The 20,772-nt window shown below is 71.6% G+C and carries 15 protein-coding genes; 13 read left to right on the top strand and 2 right to left on the bottom strand.

All coding sequences use genetic code 11. The features are described from left to right. From AB0K08_RS15235 to AB0K08_RS15185, 11 genes are all read left to right on the top strand, one after another. Nucleotides 1-807, top strand: an 807-nt coding sequence (locus AB0K08_RS15235; protein WP_363355877.1) for a nucleotide sugar dehydrogenase, incomplete at its 5' end; no start/stop codon positions are given. Next, entirely contained in the window at nt 792-2,615 is a 1,824-nt protein-coding gene (locus AB0K08_RS15230) for a glycosyltransferase family 4 protein (protein WP_363355875.1), read from the top strand. The genes AB0K08_RS15235 and AB0K08_RS15230, both read left to right, overlap by 16 nt. Beyond that, nucleotides 2,612-4,588 carry a glycosyltransferase family 4 protein gene (locus AB0K08_RS15225; RefSeq protein WP_363355873.1) on the top strand — a complete coding sequence of 659 codons (1,977 nt, stop codon included), beginning with the start codon at nt 2,612-2,614 and terminating at the stop codon, nt 4,586-4,588. The genes AB0K08_RS15230 and AB0K08_RS15225 overlap by 4 nt, the downstream gene beginning before the upstream one ends. Nucleotides 4,589-4,590: 2 nt before the next feature. Continuing rightward, on the top strand, nt 4,591-5,766 hold the full coding sequence (locus AB0K08_RS15220; protein ID WP_363355871.1) for a glycosyltransferase: 1,176 nt from the start codon (nt 4,591-4,593) through the stop codon (nt 5,764-5,766). Between the two features lie 177 nt (nt 5,767-5,943). Further along, on the top strand, nt 5,944-7,791 hold the full coding sequence (locus AB0K08_RS15215; protein ID WP_363355869.1) for a glycosyltransferase family 4 protein: 1,848 nt from the start codon (nt 5,944-5,946) through the stop codon (nt 7,789-7,791). 4 nt (nt 7,792-7,795) lie between these two features. Then, nucleotides 7,796-8,983, top strand: a complete 1,188-nt coding sequence (locus AB0K08_RS15210) for a glycosyltransferase (RefSeq protein WP_363355867.1) — start codon at nt 7,796-7,798, stop codon at nt 8,981-8,983. A 112-nt stretch (nt 8,984-9,095) separates the two neighbouring features. Then, entirely contained in the window at nt 9,096-10,334 is a 1,239-nt protein-coding gene (locus AB0K08_RS15205; protein WP_363355865.1) for a polysaccharide pyruvyl transferase family protein, read from the top strand. A gap of 105 nt (nt 10,335-10,439) precedes the next feature. After that, complete coding sequence (locus AB0K08_RS15200) at nt 10,440-10,970, top strand: hypothetical protein (protein ID WP_363355863.1); 531 nt, start codon at nt 10,440-10,442, stop codon at nt 10,968-10,970. Between the two features lie 11 nt (nt 10,971-10,981). Next, nucleotides 10,982-12,817 carry a hypothetical protein gene (locus AB0K08_RS15195; RefSeq protein ID WP_363355861.1) on the top strand — a complete coding sequence of 612 codons (1,836 nt, stop codon included), beginning with the start codon at nt 10,982-10,984 and terminating at the stop codon, nt 12,815-12,817. Next, complete coding sequence (locus AB0K08_RS15190) at nt 12,810-13,382, top strand: hypothetical protein (RefSeq protein ID WP_363355859.1); 573 nt, start codon at nt 12,810-12,812, stop codon at nt 13,380-13,382. Before AB0K08_RS15195 ends, AB0K08_RS15190 begins: the two co-directional genes overlap by 8 nt. Next, nucleotides 13,383-16,601 carry a hypothetical protein gene (locus AB0K08_RS15185; RefSeq protein ID WP_363355857.1) on the top strand — a complete coding sequence of 1,073 codons (3,219 nt, stop codon included), beginning with the start codon at nt 13,383-13,385 and terminating at the stop codon, nt 16,599-16,601. Between the two features lie 63 nt (nt 16,602-16,664). Here AB0K08_RS15185 and wecB read toward each other — a convergent pair whose 3' ends face one another. After that, a complete protein-coding gene (gene wecB / locus AB0K08_RS15180; RefSeq protein ID WP_363355855.1) occupies nt 16,665-17,825 on the bottom strand; it encodes a UDP-N-acetylglucosamine 2-epimerase (non-hydrolyzing) in 1,161 nt (386 codons plus the stop codon). A gap of 185 nt (nt 17,826-18,010) precedes the next feature. On the opposite strand from wecB, the gene AB0K08_RS15175 reads away from it, so the two are divergent. Beyond that, complete coding sequence (locus AB0K08_RS15175) at nt 18,011-18,919, top strand: ABC transporter permease (RefSeq protein ID WP_363355853.1); 909 nt, start codon at nt 18,011-18,013, stop codon at nt 18,917-18,919. Next, complete coding sequence (locus tag AB0K08_RS15170; RefSeq protein WP_363355851.1) at nt 18,916-19,818, top strand: ATP-binding cassette domain-containing protein; 903 nt, start codon at nt 18,916-18,918, stop codon at nt 19,816-19,818. The genes AB0K08_RS15175 and AB0K08_RS15170 overlap by 4 nt, the downstream gene beginning before the upstream one ends. A 33-nt stretch (nt 19,819-19,851) precedes the next feature. On the opposite strand, the gene AB0K08_RS15165 is transcribed toward AB0K08_RS15170, so the two are convergent. Next, a complete protein-coding gene (locus AB0K08_RS15165) occupies nt 19,852-20,742 on the bottom strand; it encodes a hypothetical protein (protein WP_363355848.1) in 891 nt (296 codons plus the stop codon). Nucleotides 20,743-20,772: the final 30 nt, after the last annotated feature.

Below are 20,772 nucleotides of genomic sequence, written 5' to 3'. Positions count from 1 at the left end.
TTCGCCCACTGCCCCGAGCGGGTGCTGCCGGGCAAGGTGATGACCGAGCTGGTCACCAACGACCGGATCGTGGGCGGGTCCTCCCCGGCCGCCGCTGAGGCGGCGAAGGGCCTGTACGAGACCTTCTGTCAGGGCGAGATCCTGCTGACCAACCTGCGGACCGCGGAGATGGCCAAGCTGGTGGAGAACTCCTTCCGGGACGTGAACATCGCCTTCGCCAACGAGCTGTCGATGATCTGCCAGCAGCTGGACATCGATGTCTGGGAACTGATCGAGCTGGCCAACCACCACCCGCGGGTCAACGTGCTGCAGCCGGGCCCGGGCGTGGGTGGGCACTGCATCGCCGTGGACCCGTGGTTCATCGTGGACGCGGCACCGCAGACGGCCCGGCTGATCCGCTCGGCGCGGGAGATCAACGACTCCAAGCCGCAGTGGGTGATCGACCAGGTCAAGGCCAAGGCCTTCGACGTGCAGCAGGCCACCGGCCGGGCCCCCGTGGTCGCGGCCCTGGGGCTGGCGTTCAAGCCGAACATCGACGACCTGCGCGAGTCGCCGGCGTTGAACATCACGGCGTCCATGGCCGAGCAGTTCACCGGCAGCCGGATCCTGGCCGTGGAACCCCATGTGGACGAGCTGCCGGCGGTGCTGGCCGGGCGGGACAACGTGGAACTGGTGGCCCCCGAGGCCGCGATCGAGGCCGCCGACATCATCGTGCTGCTGGTGGACCACGCGGCCTTCGCCGAGCTCGAGCCCCTCGCCGCGGGCAAGCACCTGGTGGACACCCGGGGGCAGTGGCGCCAGCAGTGATCCGTGGCGGCCACCACGGGACCCCCTGGCTGACGAACTCCCTGCTGACACTCCAGACGGTGCGGGACGAGCTGGTCCAGGACCCCGTCCAGTTCGCCCTGCAGGTCTCCCGCCGGCTCCCGCAGGCCGTCTCCGTCCCAGCCGCACGGCTGCTCACCCGCACCGGCGGGCTGGCGAACGGGGTGCCGGCCGCCGTCGGGCACCAGATCCTCGGCGAGGACGACGCCGCGCGGCGGATCGGCCGCCGGACAGGCACCGAGCCGGCCGCCGGACCCGGGCAGAGGGCCCGTGCCCTGTGGGCGACGGCGGCGCTCGGCTCGGGCGACGACGCGGGGGCCGAGCAGTGGCTCGCCGAGGTCCCACCGGCGGGACGCCACGCCGCCTGGTACGCGGCGGCGGCCCGCCTGGACCTGTACCGCGGTGACGTCACCGGTGCGGTGGCCCACGCCCGGAGCCACCCCGGCAACAGGCGGCTGGCCCGCCGACTCGACGCCGAGCTGCAGGTGCTGCACGGATATCGGCCCGATCCGGGTCCGGTCCGCCGCGGACCGGCCGTCCCGGGCCGCATCCTGCATGTCCTGAACAGCTCCCTGCCGCATACGGGCTCGGGCTATGCGCAACGCAGCCAGGGGGTCCTGACGGCACTGGGCCGTGCAGGCTTCGACAACCGCGCGGTGACCCGGCCGGGCTATCCCGTTCAGGTCGGGATCCCGTGGGCCCGCCGCCGGGACGAGGTGGAGGGCGTCACCTACACCCGGTTGCTGCCGCGGCGGCTGGCCGGCGACGCCACGGGTCGGCTGGACCAGTACGCGCGGCTGCTGGCCGCCGCGGTGGAACGGGACCGTCCGGCCGTCCTGCACACCACGACGCACTTCACCAACGCCCTGGTGGTCCGTTCCGTGGCCGAGTCCTACGGGCTTCCCTGGGTCTACGAGGTCCGCGGCCAACGGGCCGACAGCTGGGCCGCGACCCGCGCCCCCGAGGCCCGCGACTCCCAGTACTACCGGCTGTTCACCGAACGGGAGGCCGAACTGGCCCGGGCCGCCGACGCCGTCGTGACCCTGGGGGAGAACATGCGCGGTGTCCTGCTCGACCACGGCGTGCCGGCAGACCGGCTGTTCGTGTGCCCCAATGCCGTGGCCCCGGCCTTCCTGGCCGAGCCGCCCTCCCGCGAGGCGGCCCGGGCACATCTGGGTCTGGAGGCCGGCGAAGTGCTGGTCGGGACCGTGTCCTCGGTCGTGGACTACGAGGGGCTGGACCTGCTGGTCCGCGCCGTGGCCCTGCTGGCCCCGCGGTACCCGCGGCTGAAGCTGAGGATCGTGGGCGACGGCGTGGCCCTGCCCGGACTCCGCGTCCTGGCCGCACAGCTGGGCCTGACGGACCGCTGCCAGTTCACGGGCCGTGTGGACGGCGCCGAGGCGCGCTGGAACCACGCCGCCCTCGACGTCTTCGTGGTGCCCCGTCGCGACCTCCCGGTCACCCGCTACGTCACCCCGATGAAGTCCGTGGAGGCCTCCGCCTCCGCGCGGGCCGTGGTGGCCGCCGACCTGCCCGCGCTGGCCGAACTGGTCCAGGACGGGGTCACCGGCGCCCTGGTGGCCCCGGACGACGCCGAGGCGCTGGCCGGAGCACTGGCGGGACTCATCGACGACCCGGCGCTCCGGTCCCGACTCGGTGAGGCCGGACGCCGCTGGGCGTTGACCACACGGACCTGGGAACAGAATGCCGCGACCTACACTCGACTCTATGCCGACCTGGGCATCCGACCCGATCCAGGCCCGAGCGAAGGGAACTCAAGCTCACCGTGAGACATGAACCGAACAGGGAGCCCATCGACGAGGCGCCCGCCGCCCCGAACGCCGAGACCATGGTCGAGCTGCTGCGGGCCGAATTGCTGGCCGTGCACGACGAGCTGACGGAGCTGACAGCCGAGCGTGCCGCCCGCTCGTGGCGCGTCGAGGCCCTGACGCTCGACGTCCCCGGTGGGGCGGCCGGATCGTTGAAGGGCCGCGCCCGGGAGATCCGCCGCCGCGGCGTCACCGTGGTCAAGGACGCGCTGTCCGGCCGGCTCGGCCCGACGGCGGCCGTGCGCGAAGCGGCCAGGATCGCCTTCGACCAGGTGGGCAGCGTGCCCCGCGAGGCACTGGCCGAGATGCAGCGTCTTCGCCGCCGGTCCCGGGGCCGGCAGCTGGCCGGCGCCGGCCCCCTGCTGGCCATCGACCCTGCGGACTTCGAGGGGCCCCGGGCCCAATTGTGGCTGGACCTGCTGGCGGACCGTTATGCCGCCCGCGGGGAAGAGGATCCGGCCTACCGTGCCTATCTCGACGAGTTGCGCCGCCTGGCCTCGGCCGCCGGCGCCCTCTCCACGTCCCTCGACACCGTCTCGCAGTCGGTCCACGGGGCCCCCCGTCTGAAGGGGGCGCTGTCGGTGGTGAACGGGCGGGCCGCGGAACTCTCCGGCTGGCTGCCCCGCATCCCCGGCGGCTTCGAACGGGTGGAGCCGGCCGGCCGCAAGGTGGTGCTGCACCTGGTCAAGGAGTCCCGCCCGTACTTCTCCAACGGCTTCACCTCCCGGAGCCACGAGAATTTCAAGGCCGAGCAGGCCGCCGGCTGGACCCCGGTGGTGTTGACCGAGCCGGGGTTCCCGCGCTCCGTCGTCGGGGACGACTTCGAGAAGGTCGAGGTCTACGACGGCATCGAGCACCGCCGGCTGGACACCGGTGTCGACTACTCCGCCGTCCCCGCCGACCGCTGGCAGGAGGACTTCGCGTGGCTGGCCTGGCAGCAGGTCCGGACCATCCGCCCGGACGTCATCCATGTCTCCTCCGGACGCCGTGGATTCGAGACGGCGCTGGTGGCGCTGGCGCTGAAGGAGAAGACGGGGATCCCCGTGGTCTACGAGGTGCGCTCCTTCTTCGAGGCAAACTGGACGCCGAACCTGGAGCTGGAGGAATCGGGCGAGATCTTCCGACGGCGGATGGAGGTCGAGACCCGGTGCATGCTCGCCGCCGACCACGTGCTGACCCTCGGCACCGCCATGCGGGACGAGATCGTCTCCCGTGGTGTCCCGGCGCAGAAGGTGAGCCTCGTGCCCAACGCCGTCAACCTGGCCAACTTCGTCCCGGGCCCGCGGGACGCGGGGCTGGCAGCCCGCTTCGGGATCACGATGCCCACCTTCGGCTATGTCTCCAACATGGACCACCGGCGGGAGGGCCAGGAACTGTTGATCGAGGCGGCCGTGCGCCTCAAGGAGCGCGGCATCGAGGCACAGTGCGTCCTGGTGGGGGGCGGAGCACGGGTGGAGACCCTCAAGGGGCTCGCCGCCCGGTGGGACATCGAGGACCGCGTGGTCTTCACCGGCCCCGTGGACCACACCGAGGTGTCCGCCCTGTATGACCTCATCGACGTCTTCGTGGTGCCGCGCATCCACGAGCGAGCCGCCGTGTACGTCACCCCCCTGAAGCCCTTCGAGGCGATGGCCATGGAGCGCCCGGTCCTCGTCAGCGACCTGCCGGCGCTGGCGGAGATCGTCCAGGCACCCGAGCGTGGCCACACCTTCGCGGCCGGGGACGTGGATTCACTCGCCGATGCCGTGGCGGGGCTGCTGGCCGACCCGGGCGAACGCGAACGCCTCGGCGCGGCCGGCCGGTCCTGGATCGAGGCTGAACGGCAGTGGAAGCACAACGGGCCCCGCTACGTCGAGGTCTATGAACGCGTGCAGACGCGTGCCGCAGGAGCCGCAGCTGGAGCCCGAGCCGGCCGAACCCCAGAAGGAGCCTGATCGTGCAACTGCAGTTCCAGGGGTTCAACCCCGCCCCCGGCTCGCCCGTCCATGAGGCTCTGGCGGCCGTGCGCAACGGGACGGTGCGCTACGGGACACCGCCCTGGCTTCTCGCGTACACGCCGGTGGCACGCATGAACCCGTACCAGTCGCTCACCTACCGTCACTTCGGGGACGAGGGCATCACGGTGTCCCCGGTGCTTGATCCCGAGTCCTTCGAGTCCCTGCTGCCCCTGCTCGACCAGACCCAGGGCGTCGTGCTCCATCTGCACTGGCTCAACACCGTGTTGCGGGGAGCCAAGGGCGCAGAGGAGGCCGAGGACCGGATGGGCCGGTACCTGCAGCGGCTGAGGCGGTTCCAGGCGGCCGGCGGCCGGGTGCTGTGGACGGTGCACAACCTGGCCCCCCACGATGCGGTCTACCTCAACGTGGAACGGGCCCTGCAGCAGTCTGTGGCCGACCTGGCGGACCTGGTGCACGTGATGAGCCCGGAGACCCCGGAGCTCGTGGCGGACTTCCTGACCCTGGACCCGGCGAAGGTCGTGACCTCACCGCACCCCAGCTATCTGGGTGCCTATCCGGACGTCGTCCCCCGGGACCAGGCCCGGACGATGCTGGGGCTGTCCGAGGACGAGGTCGTCTACGTGGTGTTCGGTGCCATCAAGGCCTACAAGGGCATCGAGACCCTGGTGGCCGGGTTCGACAGGCTGCTGTCCTCCTCGGACGCGCCGCGGCGGCTGCTGGTCGCCGGCGGCCCCGACCGCGACCGCCGCACCCGTGCCCTGCTGAAGCGCCTGAGGATGCACCCCCACGTGCTGGTGCACGATGTCAAGGTCCCCAACGAACAGGTCCAGTACCTGATGCGCGCCGCGGACCTGATGGTGCTGCCGCACCAGGTGGCCCTGAACTCAGGCGCCGCCCTGCTGGGTCCGAGCTTCGGGCTGCCCCTCGTCGCCAACCGGGTGGGGGTGCTCCCCGGGACCCTGTCGGAGGAGTTCACCGAGTTCATGTCCTCCACCGCACCCGAGGACGTCGCCGCCGCCCTGGCCCGGGCCGACCGGCTCCTGGGCGCCGACGCGCGGCACGCGGCACGCGGCTTCGCCGAGGAGCACCACGCGCGGACCGTCAGCGCGGAGTTCGCCCGGGAGCTCCGGACGCGGCTGGGCCTGACCGGCTGAGCCTGGCCGGCGGCGCGGGGCAGGGCCGGTAAACTCCAGGGGGACCACCGTCCGTCCTGCGGGGCCACTCGCTGGACGGGGCAGCATTGGATCGAAGAGTGAACCGGGAGCACCGCCATCCAGCACCACATCATCACAGAGGATTCCGCGCGGTCCGCCGCGGAGGAGCGCGAGCTGATGCGCCGGGAGCTGGTCGGCGTCCACCGCGAGCTCACCCGGATCGTGGCGGAGCGTGATTCCCTGGCGGCACTGTGGGAAGAGCGGAACGCCGCCGCCCCCCGCCGCGGCGTGCGCGCGTGGGCCGGCCGTGTCAAGCGCGACCTGGCCCGGCTGCGCCGGTCGCTGCGACAGCGCGAGATCGGCCTGACGCAGGCGGCCGGCCAGCTCGTGCGGATCGGCTCCGACCGGTCCGCGGGGAAGTCCTCCGACTGGGACGACCGGTACCGGGTGCTGCGCGAGGCGATGACCACCTCGCAGTTCCGGGGGGACCAGCCCCTGCGGCGAGCCAAGAACGCTGCCACCTTCCACCGGGGACTGCTCTGGAAGGACCTACTCGAACAGGACCTGGGCGGGGACCCAGGATTCCAGAAGGCCGCCCTGTTCCTGGCCACGCGCACGGGCGCCATCACCGAGGAGTTGCGGTGGGCGTCCCGCCTGGGCGTGACCGACCTCGGTGTCCGGCGGACCGTGGCGTCCGTCAACGGCCGCGCCCGGGAACTGACCGGCTGGGTGCCCCGGCTGCCCGGCCCCGCGGCGCCGGTGGTGCCCGCGCAGGTGGCCGGGGAGGACCGGATCCTCCACCTCGTCCCCGCCTCCGGTCCCTATCACCAGGACGCATCCACCGCCCGCCACCGCCGCGCGCTCCGCGCTCAACGGGATGCCGGACTGCAGCCGGTGGTGGTCACCGAACTCGGCTTCCCCCGTGATCTGGTGGGCGACGACTTCCCGGAGGCCGAGGAGGTGGACGGGATCCTGCATCACCGCCTCGATCCCGGCATCCCCTACGGGGAGGTCCCCGCCGACCGCTGGCTGGAGGACTTCGCCTGGTACGCCCACCGCCGCGTCCAGGACCTGCGCCCGGCCGTGGTCCACGTCACCTCGGGCCGCCGGGGCTTCGAGACGGCCCTCGTCGCCCTGGCCCTCAAGGCCAAGACCGGGCTGCCCGTGGTCTACGAGGTCACCTCCCTGTTCGAGACCGCCTGGACGGGGGAGGGCGCGCTGGAGGAGACCTCGGAGGTCTACCGGCGCCGCCTCGAGGTCGAGCGGATGTGCATGGTGGAGGCCGACGCCGTGGTGGTCCCCGGCCCCGCGCTGCAGGACGAGCTGGTGTCCCGGGGGGTCCGGGCGGACCGGGTCCACCTGGTGCCCGAGGTGGTGGACCTCCGGGAGTTCGCACCGCGGACCCGCGATGCGGAACTCGCCGCCGAGTACCGTCTGACCGGTCTCACCGTCGGCTGTGTGGCGACCATGGACCACCGGCGCGAGGGCCAGGAGGTGCTGATCAAGGCGATGTCCCTGCTGAAGGAACGCGGCCTTCAGGTGCGGTGTGTCCTGGTCGGCGAGGGCGCGCGCCGGGACGGGCTCTGGGAGCTGGTCAAGCTCTACGACGTGATCGACCGCGTCGTGCTCACCGGCCCCGCCGACGCCGCGGACCCGGCCCGGCATCATTCCCTGATCGATGTCTTCGTGGTGCCACGGGTCCACGAGCGCGCGGCCACCTATGTGGCGCCGGCCGAGGCACTCGAGGCGATGGCGATGGCACGTCCGGTCGTCGCCGCTGACCTGCCGGCCCTGGCCGGGCTGCTCGGGGACGGGGAGCGTGGCCGCGTCTTCGCCCCGGAGGACCCCGTGGACCTGGCCCGAGTCCTCGGCGAACTGCTGGCGGACGAGGACGGGCGGGAACGTATGGGGTCCGCCGGCCGCCGGTGGGTCGAACAGGCCCACTCGGGTCAGGCCGCCGGCCAGCGCTACCGGGAGGTCTACCGGGCGGTCAGCACGTCACAGACATCGACTGAGGGAGCATAGGCACGTGGAACTGCGGTATCAGGGGATCCTCCCGGAGGAGGGCACGCCACTGCACGAGGCCCTGGCGGCCGTGCGCTACTACACCACGCGGGACGCCGACGAGCCGTGGCTCTTCGGCTACGGGCCGGTGGTCCGCGGCAACCCGTACCAACAGCTGGCCTACCGCTCCTTCGGCGACCACGGCCTCGCGCTGACGCCCGTCACCGACCCCTGGTCGTTCGCCGAACTGACCCGCCTGCGTGGCCAGACCCGCGGGGTCCTCTACCACCTGCACTGGCTGTCCTTCGTCCACCAGGGCGTCACCTCCGCCCGCAAGGCGGCGGAACAGTCCAACCGATTCATGTCCGAGTTGCGCCGTTTCCGCAAGGACGGGGGCCAGGTCATCTGGACCATGCACAACATGGTCAGCCATGATGCCGCCTTCCCCGAGGAGGAACTCCGGCTGCAGCAGGCCGTGGCCAGCGAGGTGGACCTCATCCACGTGATGAGCGAGGACACCCCGGAGATCGTCCGGGACATCATCGACCTGCCAGCCGAGAAGGTCCTGAGCTCACCGCATCCTTCCTACCTCGGTGCCTACGAGGACTATGTCTCCCGGGACCAGGCCCGCATCATGATGGGGATCGAGTCCGATGAGATCGTGTACGTGGTCCTCGGCGCCATCAAGGCCTACAAGGGCATCGAGCGTCTGCTCGACGCCTTCGACGCCCTACTGGCCACGTCCGAGGCCCCCCGTCGCCTGATCGTCGCGGGCAAGGCGGACACGGACGCGGACTCCACCGCGCTGATGGACCGGCTGCGGATGCACCCCTATGTCCTGCTGAACGACCGCCGCGTCCCGGGGGACGAGGTCCAGCGCCTGCTGCGGGCCGCCGATCTCATGGTGCTGCCCCACGAGCGCGCCCTGAACTCCGGTGGCGCCCTGCTGGGCCCGAGCTTCGACCTGCCGGTGGTGGCCAGCCGGGTCGGGGTCCTGCCGGGCCTGCTGCCGGCCGAGTTCACCGAGTTCTTCGCGGGGGAGTCCCCGGAGGAGATGGCGGCGGCGCTGGGACGCGCGGACCGCCTGCTCACCGCCGGGGCACGCGAGGCCTCCCGCGCCTTCGCGGAGCAACACCACAGCCTGACGGTGTCCGCCCACCTGGCACGCTCCATCCGAGAACGCCTCCATCTCGATGCCGACAGCACGCCCTGACCTCAGCGGGCCGGCCTTCAGACCCGGCATCGGGCCCGCCCCGACCTGGGCCGCACCATCGGCAGCCGGCCCGCCGGACACCGCCAGCCCGCACCGGGGAGTACGTCCACGGGTGGGGCTCGTCGGCTTCTTCGGTTGGGGCAACTACGGTGACGAGCTCTTCCTGCGGCTGTGGCAGCAACGACTCTCCGCCTTCTTCGACGTCGGCCCGGTCCACCAGCTGCTGCAGCCGCCGTACGTGATCGGTGACCCGGCTGAGGTGGCAGCGGACTACGACGCCTTCCTCATCGGCGGCGGGGACCTGGTGCTGCCCAACCAGGTCTCCACGCTCTACTGGAAAAGCGAGTGGCTCCAGAAGAAGGTGTACATCTGTGGGGTCGGCGTCCCGCTGTGGAACCACCGGGAGCGCGACTCGGTCGTGGAGCATCTCTCCGAGTTCTTCCGGCACCCGAACGTGCAGTACATCAGCGCCCGGGACGAGGAATCGGCCGCCTGGATCCGGGAGCGTCTGCGTCCGCATCAACCGGTGGTCGTCCACCCCGACCTGGTCTTCGCCCTGGACCTGCCGCCGGTGGCCGAGGACGACGGGACCCGCCGGCTGGGCATCTCCGTCCGGCCGGGCCTGTTCGGCCGGAGCAATGACTACTCCGGGCTGCAGCGCCTGGTGGACGCTGCGCGGGACTCCGGTTACGCCATCACGGCCCTGGAGTTGTCCTCGGGTCGCCAGCGCCGCCGCGACCGGCAGGCCTATCGGCAGCTGCCCTTCACCCCGGACGAGTTCGTCCGTTCCCAGGGCGTGATGGAGGACACCGCGGCCATCGCCCGGGTGGACGCGCTGGCCAGCATGAAGTTCCACGGCCTCGTGGTCGCCCTGATGTACGGCCGCCCCGCGCTGGCCCTGACCCCCAACACGAAGAGCCGCAACCTGTTGGACCAGGTCGGCCGGCCAGACCTGGTCCTGGACCCGGCTACCGCCGAGGAGGGGGAGGTGCCCTCCGGCGAGGAACTGCTCGCCCGTCTCGCCGAACCCGTGGACGCCCACCGCATCGCGGCGTGGGTGGACGGTGCGGGCACCGCCCTGGAGCGGCTCGTCTGGCAGATGCGCCTGCAACTGACCCCGGGGATGGTGGGCGCCGAGCTGTTGCGGGCCCCGGTGCGGACGGCCCGGGCGGTGCTGCCGCCGGCTCTGGAACTGCGGCGGCGCAACCGTGACGTCCGGCGGCGCCAGGAGGCCGCCTCCAGGGCCGCCCTCGGGGACGCCGCCGAGGCCACCTCCGAGGGCAGGGACGGTCCGCCGGACGGCTCTGCCACCGGTCTGGACGCCGGCGCCGCCACCGGAAGGGGCTCGTGAGACTCTGCGGGCGGCCGGCAAATGGCGAGAGGACCGCAGGATGCGTGGAAGAATCGACGGCGGATCGCAGCGAAGCCAGCGACGTTTGTGGAAAGGTGAGTAATCATGTCTAACACCCCGGGCCGCGTGCCCCGTCTGGAACGGGTGGCCTACCTGCTCGGATTGGCGCTGCTCGGCGTTCTCGGTCTCGCCGCGGCGATCCTGGGGGCGGTCTCGCTGTGGTCGGCGTCCCTGGCGTGCCTGGGGCTCGGCCTGGCCCTGCTCGCCCCGATGTCATTCCTCGGTGCCCGGCGTCAGCTGAAGACCTTCAAGGCGGCCCTGCGCCAGATCGGTGGTCCCCCCTCCGGGGCCGGCGCCGCCAAGGCCGGCCAGCCGGACGTGGCGATCCGCGAGATGGTGTCCATGCTGTCCCGCACGAACCGCCAGCTGGCCGCCCTGTCCGAACGGGTGGACTCGCTGCCCGGTCCGGCCGCCGGCGGTCCGGCGGAGTCGCAGGAACTCACCGTCGCCGTCGCCAACCTGCGCAGCGAGGTCACGGCCCTGCAGGGGGAGCAGACGGAACTGCGTGAGTCGATCGAGCAGGGCTGGACCACGGTGCGGGCCGACCTGCAGGCGCTCTCACCCCGGGACCGGTGACCCGCTCACCCATGACCATGCACCCCCCTCCGGCCTCGCCGACCGGCCTCCGGCTGCTGCCGGTCTCCACCCTCCCCGAGGAGCTCGCCGAGCGGGCCGCGCGGGTCGCGACCGCCGGCCCGGCCGACCTCACCGATCCGACGGTCCTGGACCACGTGCTCTGGCCCGCCGACCTGCTGGCCGCGGACGCGGAGCTCGCCGATCCCCGGCCCGAGGTCCGGCGCATGGCCCAGTTGAGGGCCCTTGTGGCCGGTGCCAGGCTGGACCTGACCGGCCCGACAGCCCCGGACTCGGCAGCCCCGTCGTCCGCGATTCCCGGCCCCGCCGCCTCGGGACCGACGCACCGCTTCGGCGTGGCCACCGGCGCCGAGGATGCCCGGCGCTACCTGGACTTCCGCGAGGCGCTGGTCGTGGCCCGCCGGGACTGGCCGGCCGCGGCGGTGGCCCTGGCGGAGGTCGTCGCTCAGGACACCGACCGTGCGCTGGCCGAGGCCACGACGGCCGACACCGACTACCGGCGCGAGGTGTTCGACGTCCTGGCCGTCTCCCCGCACGCGCCGGAGATCGACTGGGGACCCCTGCGCCCCGCCGGCCGCGGGCTGGCGGTCCTGTACAACTTCGCCCCCTTCGCGGACACCGGCTCCACCGTCGCCTCCAAGCGCCTACGGGACTTCGCCCGCACCATGGACGTGGTCTCCTGCTCCTGGGTCAACCACAAGAAGGTCGATCCGACCATCGGGCTGCTCTCACGGCCGTATGTGCAGTCCCAGCGCTACCTGGACATGCGGCCCTCCTGGGCCTCCTGGGAAGCCTATGAGGAGTTCACCCGGGAGGCCCTCGACGAGATCGAGTACCTGGCAGCCCAGGGAGCCGACTACGACTTCCTCTACAGCCGCGCCAACTGGGCGCCGTCCCACTACGTCGCCACGGCCTACAAGCTGCGCCACCCCGGGGTCGAGTGGCTGGCCGAGTTCTCCGACCCGCTCTCCCTGGACGTGGAGGGCAACCGCCGCGGCGACGCCCTGGACCGCACGAACCCGGCGCTGGCCCGCCTCGTGGCGCCCGTCGAGTCCACGTACGGACGGATCCCGGACGACCACTTCACCATCTTCGGCCTGGCCGAGATCCTGCCGTACGCCCTGGCCGAGACGATCCTGTTCACCAACGAGCATCAGATGGCCTCGATGCTGGAGAACATCTACAGCCCCGAGCTGGCGGCGCGCGTCCAAGCCCACGCCGAGGTGTCCAACCATCCGACCCTGCCCCCGGTCTACTACCGGGCGCGGAGCGTGGACTACGCCGTGGACCCGGAGAAGCTCAACCTGGCGTACTTCGGGGAGTTCTACGCGACCCGTGGGATCACCGACCTGACCGTGGCCCTGAAGATGCTGCCGGCGGAGGTCAGGGAGCACGTGCACCTGCACGTGTTCACCAACTTCGTTCCCGTCGGCGGGCTGGCCGCCAAACCGGCGGGCTTCTCCACGGCCCAGTTCAACTCCCTGGTCCAGCGTGCCCGGGACGGGGTGGGCGCCCACGGCATCGAGCACCAGGTGACCTTCAACGCGGCACTGCCCTACTTGGAGTTCCTCGGTGTCACCGCGGCCTTCGACTACCTCATCGTCAACGACGCCCACTCCGGGCCGAACCACCGGGTGAACCCGTTCCTGCCCTCGAAGTGGAGCGACTACGCCGGATCGACGACGTCCGCCTGGGCGCTGGTGGAGCAGGGCAGTATCCTCAGCTCCAAGCCGGCCGAGGTGAAGACGCCCGTGGGCGACCCCAACGCGGCGCGGGACATGCTGTGGTCGCTCGTCGAACGCAAGATCGGAGGCCGGATCGATGCCTGAACCCGGACGCGGCGGGATCGACGCCCTGCTCGAACGGATCGGCCGGGTCGCCACGCCGGACGTGGACCGCGAGAGCCACGCGGTGGACCTGGCCACGCTCACCGGCCACGACCGGTTGCTGGGGGCCGGGCCCGCAGGCGGGACCGAGGTGGTGCTCACGGTGGTCACCGATGCCCTGCGGGACCGCCTGCGGCATGTCGCACCGGTGCTCCCCGCCGCCCCGGGGTTGACCGCACGTCAAGGCGACGGCCTGGCCCTGTCCGCGGTGGTCGTGGAGCTCGGCGCCCTGGAGTCCGGGCCCTGGTCCGGCGCGGCGACCAGCTCACGGTCCCACCTGATGGAGGAACTCGTGGAGCTGCTCGGCACGGTCCGCTCCGCGGGCGGACTGTCCTACCTGGTGCCGGGTACCGGCCCGTCCGCCACGGCCCGCGGCAGCTCGCAGCTGCGGCGCGCCGCAGACATCGTGGTCCAGACGGACACCAGGGACCCGGACACGGAGGGCAGCCCGGAGACGGCGCTGCTGCGGCTACTGCTGGACTACACACACGAAGGAGACCAGGACTAGATGGACCAGTCCAACCCGTTGTCCGGCCGGACCGTCGCCTGGGCCGTCCCCGTCGACAAGGCCACGAGCGAGCCGGTCCTGCAGGACTGGGGCCGGGGCGCCGTCGAGGCCATGCGCCTGGCCGGGGCCACCGTCGAGGTGGTCGGTGTGCGGGGCCCCGAGCCCGACGCCGCCGTGATGGCCGCGGTGCAGTCGGCCGACCTGGTTCTGGCCATGTCGATGGCCATCGGCGACTCGTTGCACGCCGCCGGACTCGAGCGCTTCCGGCTGTGGACCTTCCTGCAGGGCGGACCCGGACGGGCACTCAACGTCACCGCCGAGTCCGAGGACGCCATCCGCCGGACCGTGTCCGTCTCCCGGAAGGTCCTCGTCTTCGACGAAGACGCCCGGAGCACGGTTGAAGGGGCGGTCGAGCGGGCCGCCGGCCAGGTGGTGCTCTTCCCCGCCGCCAGTGGTGCGGGGGCCACGGGCTTCCGTGCCGCCGCCGAAGGCACCACCGCCCTGGTGGTGAACCTCGAGCTCACCGGTTCGCTGGGGCTGGAGGCGATCAAGCTCCACGCCGAGCGGCTGCGCCCGCGGCGGGAGGTCCCGCCGGTCTTGTTGGTGTGCGGACCCGAGATCCAGGCGGAGCTGCGCATCCACCCCGTCTACCGGCAATTCGCCGCGGTTCCCGGTGCCCGTGCCGTCGCGCCCGACGACGGCGCCCTCGCCGAGGCCCTGCAGGGTCACCGACCCGTCGGCTTCCTCCCCAAGGCCACCCCCGGTCAGGGACACCGGGTGTCCCAGGCCCGGCTGTGGTTCGAGGAACGCGGCATCGAGGTCTTCGCCGAGGCCCAGGCCCTTCCCGCCGTGCCCCGCCTGGCCGAGGGACGCCGGTGGCGCGCCGAGACCCTGACGGAGGACCTGCAGGGCCTGCGGGGGCGCAGCGGCGCCGCGCCGGTGCGCACGCTCGCCGAGGAACTGGGCCACCAGCTGGGCGCCTACCTGGCGGACTACGATGCCGTGCCGCGGCAGGCGCGGCCCACGCGGATCCTGCTGGTGGGAGCGGACTTCAAGTTCGCCGGTGAACTCCTGGAGGCCCTCGCGCAGCGCGACGATGTTCAGCTGCGGGTCGATCTGTGGGAGACGAACGGCGGCCCCGTCCCGGCGGACAACGCCTCCCTGCTTGAGTGGGCCGACGTGGTGCTCTGCGAGTTCGCCAGCCGCAACGCCGTCTGGTACAGCCACCATGTGGGCCCCGGCCAACGGCTGGTGCTGCACCTGCACGGCTACGAACTGCGCCAGCCGCCGATCCATGAGATCAAGATCGACGCCGTGGAGACCGTGGTCTTCGCCTCGGAGTTCTACCGGGAGAAGGCCCTGGCCGCCACCGGCTGGCCACGGGAGAAGACCTCGGTCATCTCGAACCCCGTGAACACGGTGGACCTGGCACGCACCAAGCTGGATGACGCGCGCTTCCACCTCGGCATGGCGGGCTACGTCCCGGAGCTCAAACGGCCCGACCGCGCCCTGGACCTGCTGGAGCTGCTGCTCGAGCGCGACCCGCGCTACGTGCTGCATCTGCGGGGGCACAACCCGTGGAACTATCCCTTCGTGTGGGACAAGCCCTTGCGCCGCGACGCCTACCTGGCGTTCTACGAGCGGCTCCGGCGCGACGAGCGCCTCCGCCAGGCCGTCGTCTTCGACCCCTTCGGCCCGGACATGGGGAATTGGTTCCGCGGCATCGGCTGGGTGCTCTCGCCCAGCACCCGTGAGACCTTCCACCTGGCTCCGGTGGAGGGCATGGCCTCCGGCGCCGTGCCCCTGGTCTGGCGGCGCGAGGGCTCCGAGGAGATCTTCCCCGGGCAGTGGAACGTGGATTCCGCCCGGCAGGCGGCGGACCTGATCCTGGCCGCCGGAGGGGATGCCACGGCCATGGATTCCCTGTCCTTCCAGGCCGTCGGCTTCGCCGCCACCTACGACGCGCGGGCGGTCACCGCCCGCTGGCTCCGCACCCTGCTGGACGGTGCGGCCGAGGCTCCAGGGGCCGCCCCCACGGTGACAGGACCTCCGGTCCAGGCCGCGGCGGGGGATCCAGGGGAGGCCGAGCGGTGGGACGAGGCCGAATCGCTGGCTGCCACCGGACAGCTGACCCTGGCCGCGGGGCTGATCGGGACGCTGGGCGCCCGGCCCTGGACCCTGGGCCACGGGCGGCGTCTCCTGCTGGGCGAGGTGGTCGGGGTGCCGGCGCTCCGCCAGCGGGTCCACCGCCTCCACGCCGCGGCCCCTGAGGCCTCGCTGGCGCGCGGCCGGGGCGAGCTGCTGGTCTGCGGCGCCTCGAGGCATCCACACGAGGTCACGGGATCCTTCGAGGCGCCCCTGGTGGAGACCCTGACCCTCGAGGAGGCGCTGGACGACGTCAACGGGGTCTTCGATCACTGGGTCGACGCCATCAGCCGGCGGGCGCTGGCGTCCGGCGCGGACGGGATCTATGCGCTCGGGGACGAACTGACGGCTCTGGCCTGCACGGTCGCGGCCAGCCGCCTCGGGATGAGGATGACCTGGGATCTCACGGCCGACCCCGGTGCCCACGCGCGGGTGCTGTCCGCCGCGGCGGACCCCGACCGGGCCACCGACCGCGGTGCCGTGGCCCTGATGGCCGCCCGCCACGCCGGGCACTGCCTCGGTCTGGATCCCGCCGCCGTGCGCACCCGGTCGCCCATCGAGGACCGGGTGGAGCGTCCGCGACTGGCGCGCAGCGCACGGATCGGTGTCATCGGATCCCGGCCCTCCGTCGAAGGGCTGGGGGCGGGGACCGAACCGGTCCGGCTGGACGCCGCCGGTGCCGAGCGCGAGATCCGTGCCGGACTGGACGGCCTGCTGGTCACCGGCGCGGCCCTGGAACAGGCCCAGTGGAACGACCTCGTCTCCGGCGGCACCACGGTGCTGGACCGGGTGATCACCGAGGCGCGGCGCTACAACATCCCCATCGGCCTGTGGTGCTCGCAGATGCCGGAGCTGGAGCCGCAGCTGGGGGTGGCACGTCGGGTCGACGCCGTCCTGGCGCCGGCGGCAGAGGACGTCGCCCGGCTGCACGACCGCCGGATCGTCCCCACCCAGGTGGCCACGGCCCTGCCGGTCAGCCAGCCGGGAGCCCCGGTCGGCCGGGGTCCGGAGTCGCTGCTGTCCGAGCCGGAACAGCTCGGCCTCCTGGTCCGGATGCTCCGCCTGGCCGGGTAGCCGGGGCCGCGAGGGCCGCCGGGACCGCCGGACGGGCCAGCGGCTCACCGGTAGGTCAGCGGCTCAGAGGGTGAACTCGTCGATGCGTTCGCCGACGCCGAGCAGCCCGGCGATCGCCGCGGCGGTGCGCTCGGCCGCCCGGCCGTCGCCGTAGGGGTTCACCGCGTGGGCCATGGTCTCGTAGGCGGTGCGGTCGGTGAGCAGGGTCGTGGACTCCGTCACGATCCGTTCCTCGTCGGTGCCGATGAGCTTCACGGTGCCGGCGGTGACGGCCTCGGGGCGCTCGGTGTTCTCCCGCATGACCAGCACGGGCTTGCCCAGGGAGGGGGCCTCCTCCTGGACGCCGCCGGAGTCGGTCAGCACCAGGTCCGCGACGTTCATCAGGTGGGTGAACTCGCCGTAGGCGAGCGGCTCGGTGACCAGGACGTTGTCCAGGCCCTCCAGCGCGGGGAGCACGGCCTCACGGACCACGGGGTTGCGGTGGGCCGGGAGCACGAGGGTCAGCCCCGGGATCTCCCGTGCCAGGCGGGCCAGGGCCCGGCCGACGCCGCGCATGGCATCGCCCTGGTTCTCCCGGCGGTGGGTGGTCACCAGCAGGACCTTCCCGTCGCCGGTCGCCGCGCGCTCGGCCAGGTCCCGCAGGGCGGGGTCGGTGAAGGGGATGCGCTTCTCGACCGTGGTCAGCAGGGCGTCGATCACGGTGTTGCCGGTGACCACGATGTCGTCCGGGTTGACGGCCTCGGCGAGGAGGTTGGCCTTGGAGGTGGAGGTGGGGGCCAGGTGCAGGGAGGCGACCTGGGAGGTGATCTTCCGGTTCGCCTCCTCGGGGAACGGGGAGAACAGGTCGCCCGAGCGCAGTCCGGCCTCGGCGTGGACCACGGGCACGCCCAGGTAGAAGGCGGCGATGGCCCCGGCGGTCGAGGTGGTCGTGTCGCCCTGGACCACGACGGCGTCGGGCTTCTGCTCCTGGATGAGGGAGTCCAGCCCCGCGAGGGTGCGTTCCATGATGCCGTTGAGGGTCTGACCCGGACGCATGATGTTCAGATCGGCGTCCGGGGTGATGCCGAAGATCTCGTTGACCTGGTCCAGCATCTCGCGGTGCTGGCCGGTGACGGTGGTGAAGCACTCGAACCGGTCATCAGCCTGCAGGGCCCGGACGATCGGCGCCATCTTGATGGCCTCGGGGCGGGTGCCGTAGATGGGCATGATCTTCAGGGCAGTCATCGAGCGGAATCCTTCGGGGTGGTCAGGGGTCGTGGACACTCGTGTCGATGCTACCGTGGCGCGGCTGGGCCACGATAACGTGAAACCCCGGGCAGATCTATACTATGGGGCAGTAATCGGCAGGATGACGGTTCAGACCGGCACCCCGGACAACGCGGCGTCGGACGCCGGAACTGGAGTTACCTTTGGCGAAGAGCACGAGGCCGGATGTCACGGACACCACGGCGGCATCGTCCGCCGGCACGGTCTCGGTCCAGATGGGCGGGCTACGCCGCGTGGGGGCCCGTCCGGGGCTGGGGAGCTATCTGCAACGGCTCTGGGACGTCCGCCAGTTCATCGTCTACGAGGCCCGGGTCTCCGTCGGCGCGCAGAACCGGGACCACCTGCTGGGCAACATCTGGCTGGTGCTCACACCCATCCTCAACGGTGCCACGTACTTCCTCATCTTCGGGCTGATCCTGGGGACGTCCCGGGGCGTGGAGAACTTCCTCGGCTTCCTGACCATCGGCGTGTTCATGTTCATGTTCACCAGCCGCACCGTGATGCAGGGCGCCAACTCCCTCACCCGGAAGAACACGGTGGTGGAGGCCTTCAACTTCCCCCGTATCGCGCTGCCCGTCTCCACCGTGCTGCGTGAGTCCTACAGCTACCTCATCACCATCGTCACCATGCTCGTGCTCCTGCTGGCCATCCCGCCCTTCGAGGTGATCACCTGGCGGTGGCTGCTGCTGATCCCCGTGGTGGCACTCCAGCTGGTCCTGATCATGGGCCTGGTGCTGGTGTTCGCGCGGGTGGTCTCCAAGGTCCGCGACTTCTCCCAGGTCCTCACCTTCGGGCTGAGGGTCTGGATGTACGCCTCCGGGGTCTTCTACTCCTTCGAGAACTTCATCACCCATCCCGGGTTGCTGGCCGTCGTCCAGTTCAACCCCATGCACCAGGTGCTGGACATCACCCGTCAGATCCTGCTCTACGGGACCGACCCGGGCTGGGACCAGTGGGCCATCCTGGGCGGCTGGACTCTGATCCTGCTGGTCGGTGGGACGCTGTTGTTCTGGCGCGCCGACGAATCACTGGGGAGGGATGCAAGCCGATGAGCACGCAGTCACAGTCCTCCGAGACCCTCCGCCCGGCCGGCGGCACGCCCGGCGCCTCCGTCGAGGACCCCGCGCTCGTGGTGGACCGGGTGTCCATGACCTTCAAGGTGCCCTCCGACCGGGAGGAGGTCTCCGCGCACCTGCCCTGGTACAAGAAGGTGGTCTACGGCGTGGTGCGGCGGCAGCCACGGGTCTCGATCCACGCACTCCAGGAACTGTCCCTGGTGGTGGAGAAGGGCGAGTCACTGGGCGTCGTGGGCCGCAACGGCTCCGGCAAGTCCACGCTGTCCAAGATCATCGCCGGCAAGCTGATGCCCACCACCGGCGAGGTCTGGTCCAGCGGGACCCCGATGATGCTGGGCGTGAACGCGGCCCTGGTCCCGGCCATCTCGGGCCGCCAGAACATCATCCTGGGGGGACTGGCCCTCGGCATGTCGCGCGAGGAGATCGAAGGGCGCCTGCCGGAGATCGAGGAATCCACGGGTCTGGGGACCTCGATCAACCTGCCCATCGACACCTATTCCTCCGGGATGAGCGCACGCCTGAGGTTCGCCATCGCCACGAGCCGGAACCCGGAGGTCTTGGTGATCGACGAGGCCCTGAACGTGGGTGACGCCCAGTTCAAGGACCGGTCACAGGAACGCATGCAGGAACTGCGCGAACAGGCCGGTTGCGTGGTGCTCGTGAGCCACAGCCGCAAGACCATCGCGGAGAGCTGCTCCCGGGTGCTGTGGCTGGACCGCGGCATCCCCCTGGCAGACGGGGACCCCGAGGAGGTCCTGGAGGCCTACGGGCGGTACAACTTCCTGCTGGCCAAACAACGTCTCCAGGAGGCCGAGGACCACGTGCAGTCCTTCCGCCGTTCGTACCGCAACGCCGAGATCCGGCGCCGCGGCTGACCCTCAGGTCCGGTGGGCGGCTTCTCGGTGACCTCAGCCGGCGGTGAAGTGGCGGATGTTCTGATCCATCTGCTCGGCGCGCACCGCGTCCAGCCCGGCGAACCGCTCCAGCGGGAGCCGGTGGATCCCCTCGTCGAGGGTGTCGGCCGTGGCCAGGGTCCGGACCACCTCGTGCAGGAAGGCCGGCGGGGCCGGCTTGTGCCCCGCGCCCCAGTCGCCGAGGTGGGTCCATATCCGCGCACCGGGCTCGGCCTGCTGCAGGTACGGCACCATGTGGCCGGAGAAGTAGACGTGGTCGGCCGAGTTCTGCAGATACACCACCGTGTTGCCGGGTGAACCGGGGGCGAGCGGCACCAGTTCGCTGATCCGATCCACGGTCCCCTCCGCGCCGTACAGGCGGCTGGGAGTCAGCTGGAGGTGGGTGGGTGGGGTGAACAGGTGGGTCCGCGGATTGACGACCACGGACACCGAATCGGGGTACCGGGAGCCGTAGTACAGGGCCGGGAACCCCCCGGCGGAGGACCCCACGAAGATCAGTCGGCGGCCCCGCCGCACCGCATCGATGTAGCGGTCCATCTCGTGGTGCAGCCAGTAGCGGTCGTCGCCCAGGGTCCAGGCCGTGGTGATGCCGGTGCTGCGCTCGATGGTCGGGTCCGAGAAGGACAGCAGGGGCTGGCCGGTCACCGTGGCCAGGGACAGGCCCTGGAAGTACGGCCAGGACACGGAGCTGTTGACCGCCGAGGGCAGGAACACGACGAGCGATCCGCTCTGGACGTCGTCGTCCAGGAGCAGGTCCACGGTGGCCTCACCGGCCGAGATCGAGTGGATCCCGCTCCCGGGACCTGCGGCTTCGAAGTCAGCCAGTGAGGCGTGACGCGTCTCGCGGCGCGGGGCGTAGCGTTCGACGTCGCGGCGTCGCGGCATGATGTGTCCTCCTGTGGACGGACCGGGGCG

This window comes from Citricoccus sp. NPDC055426, assembly GCF_040677445.1.
Lineage (GTDB): Bacteria > Actinomycetota > Actinomycetes > Actinomycetales > Micrococcaceae > Citricoccus.
This window is presented reverse-complemented; position numbering and strand designations above follow the sequence as displayed.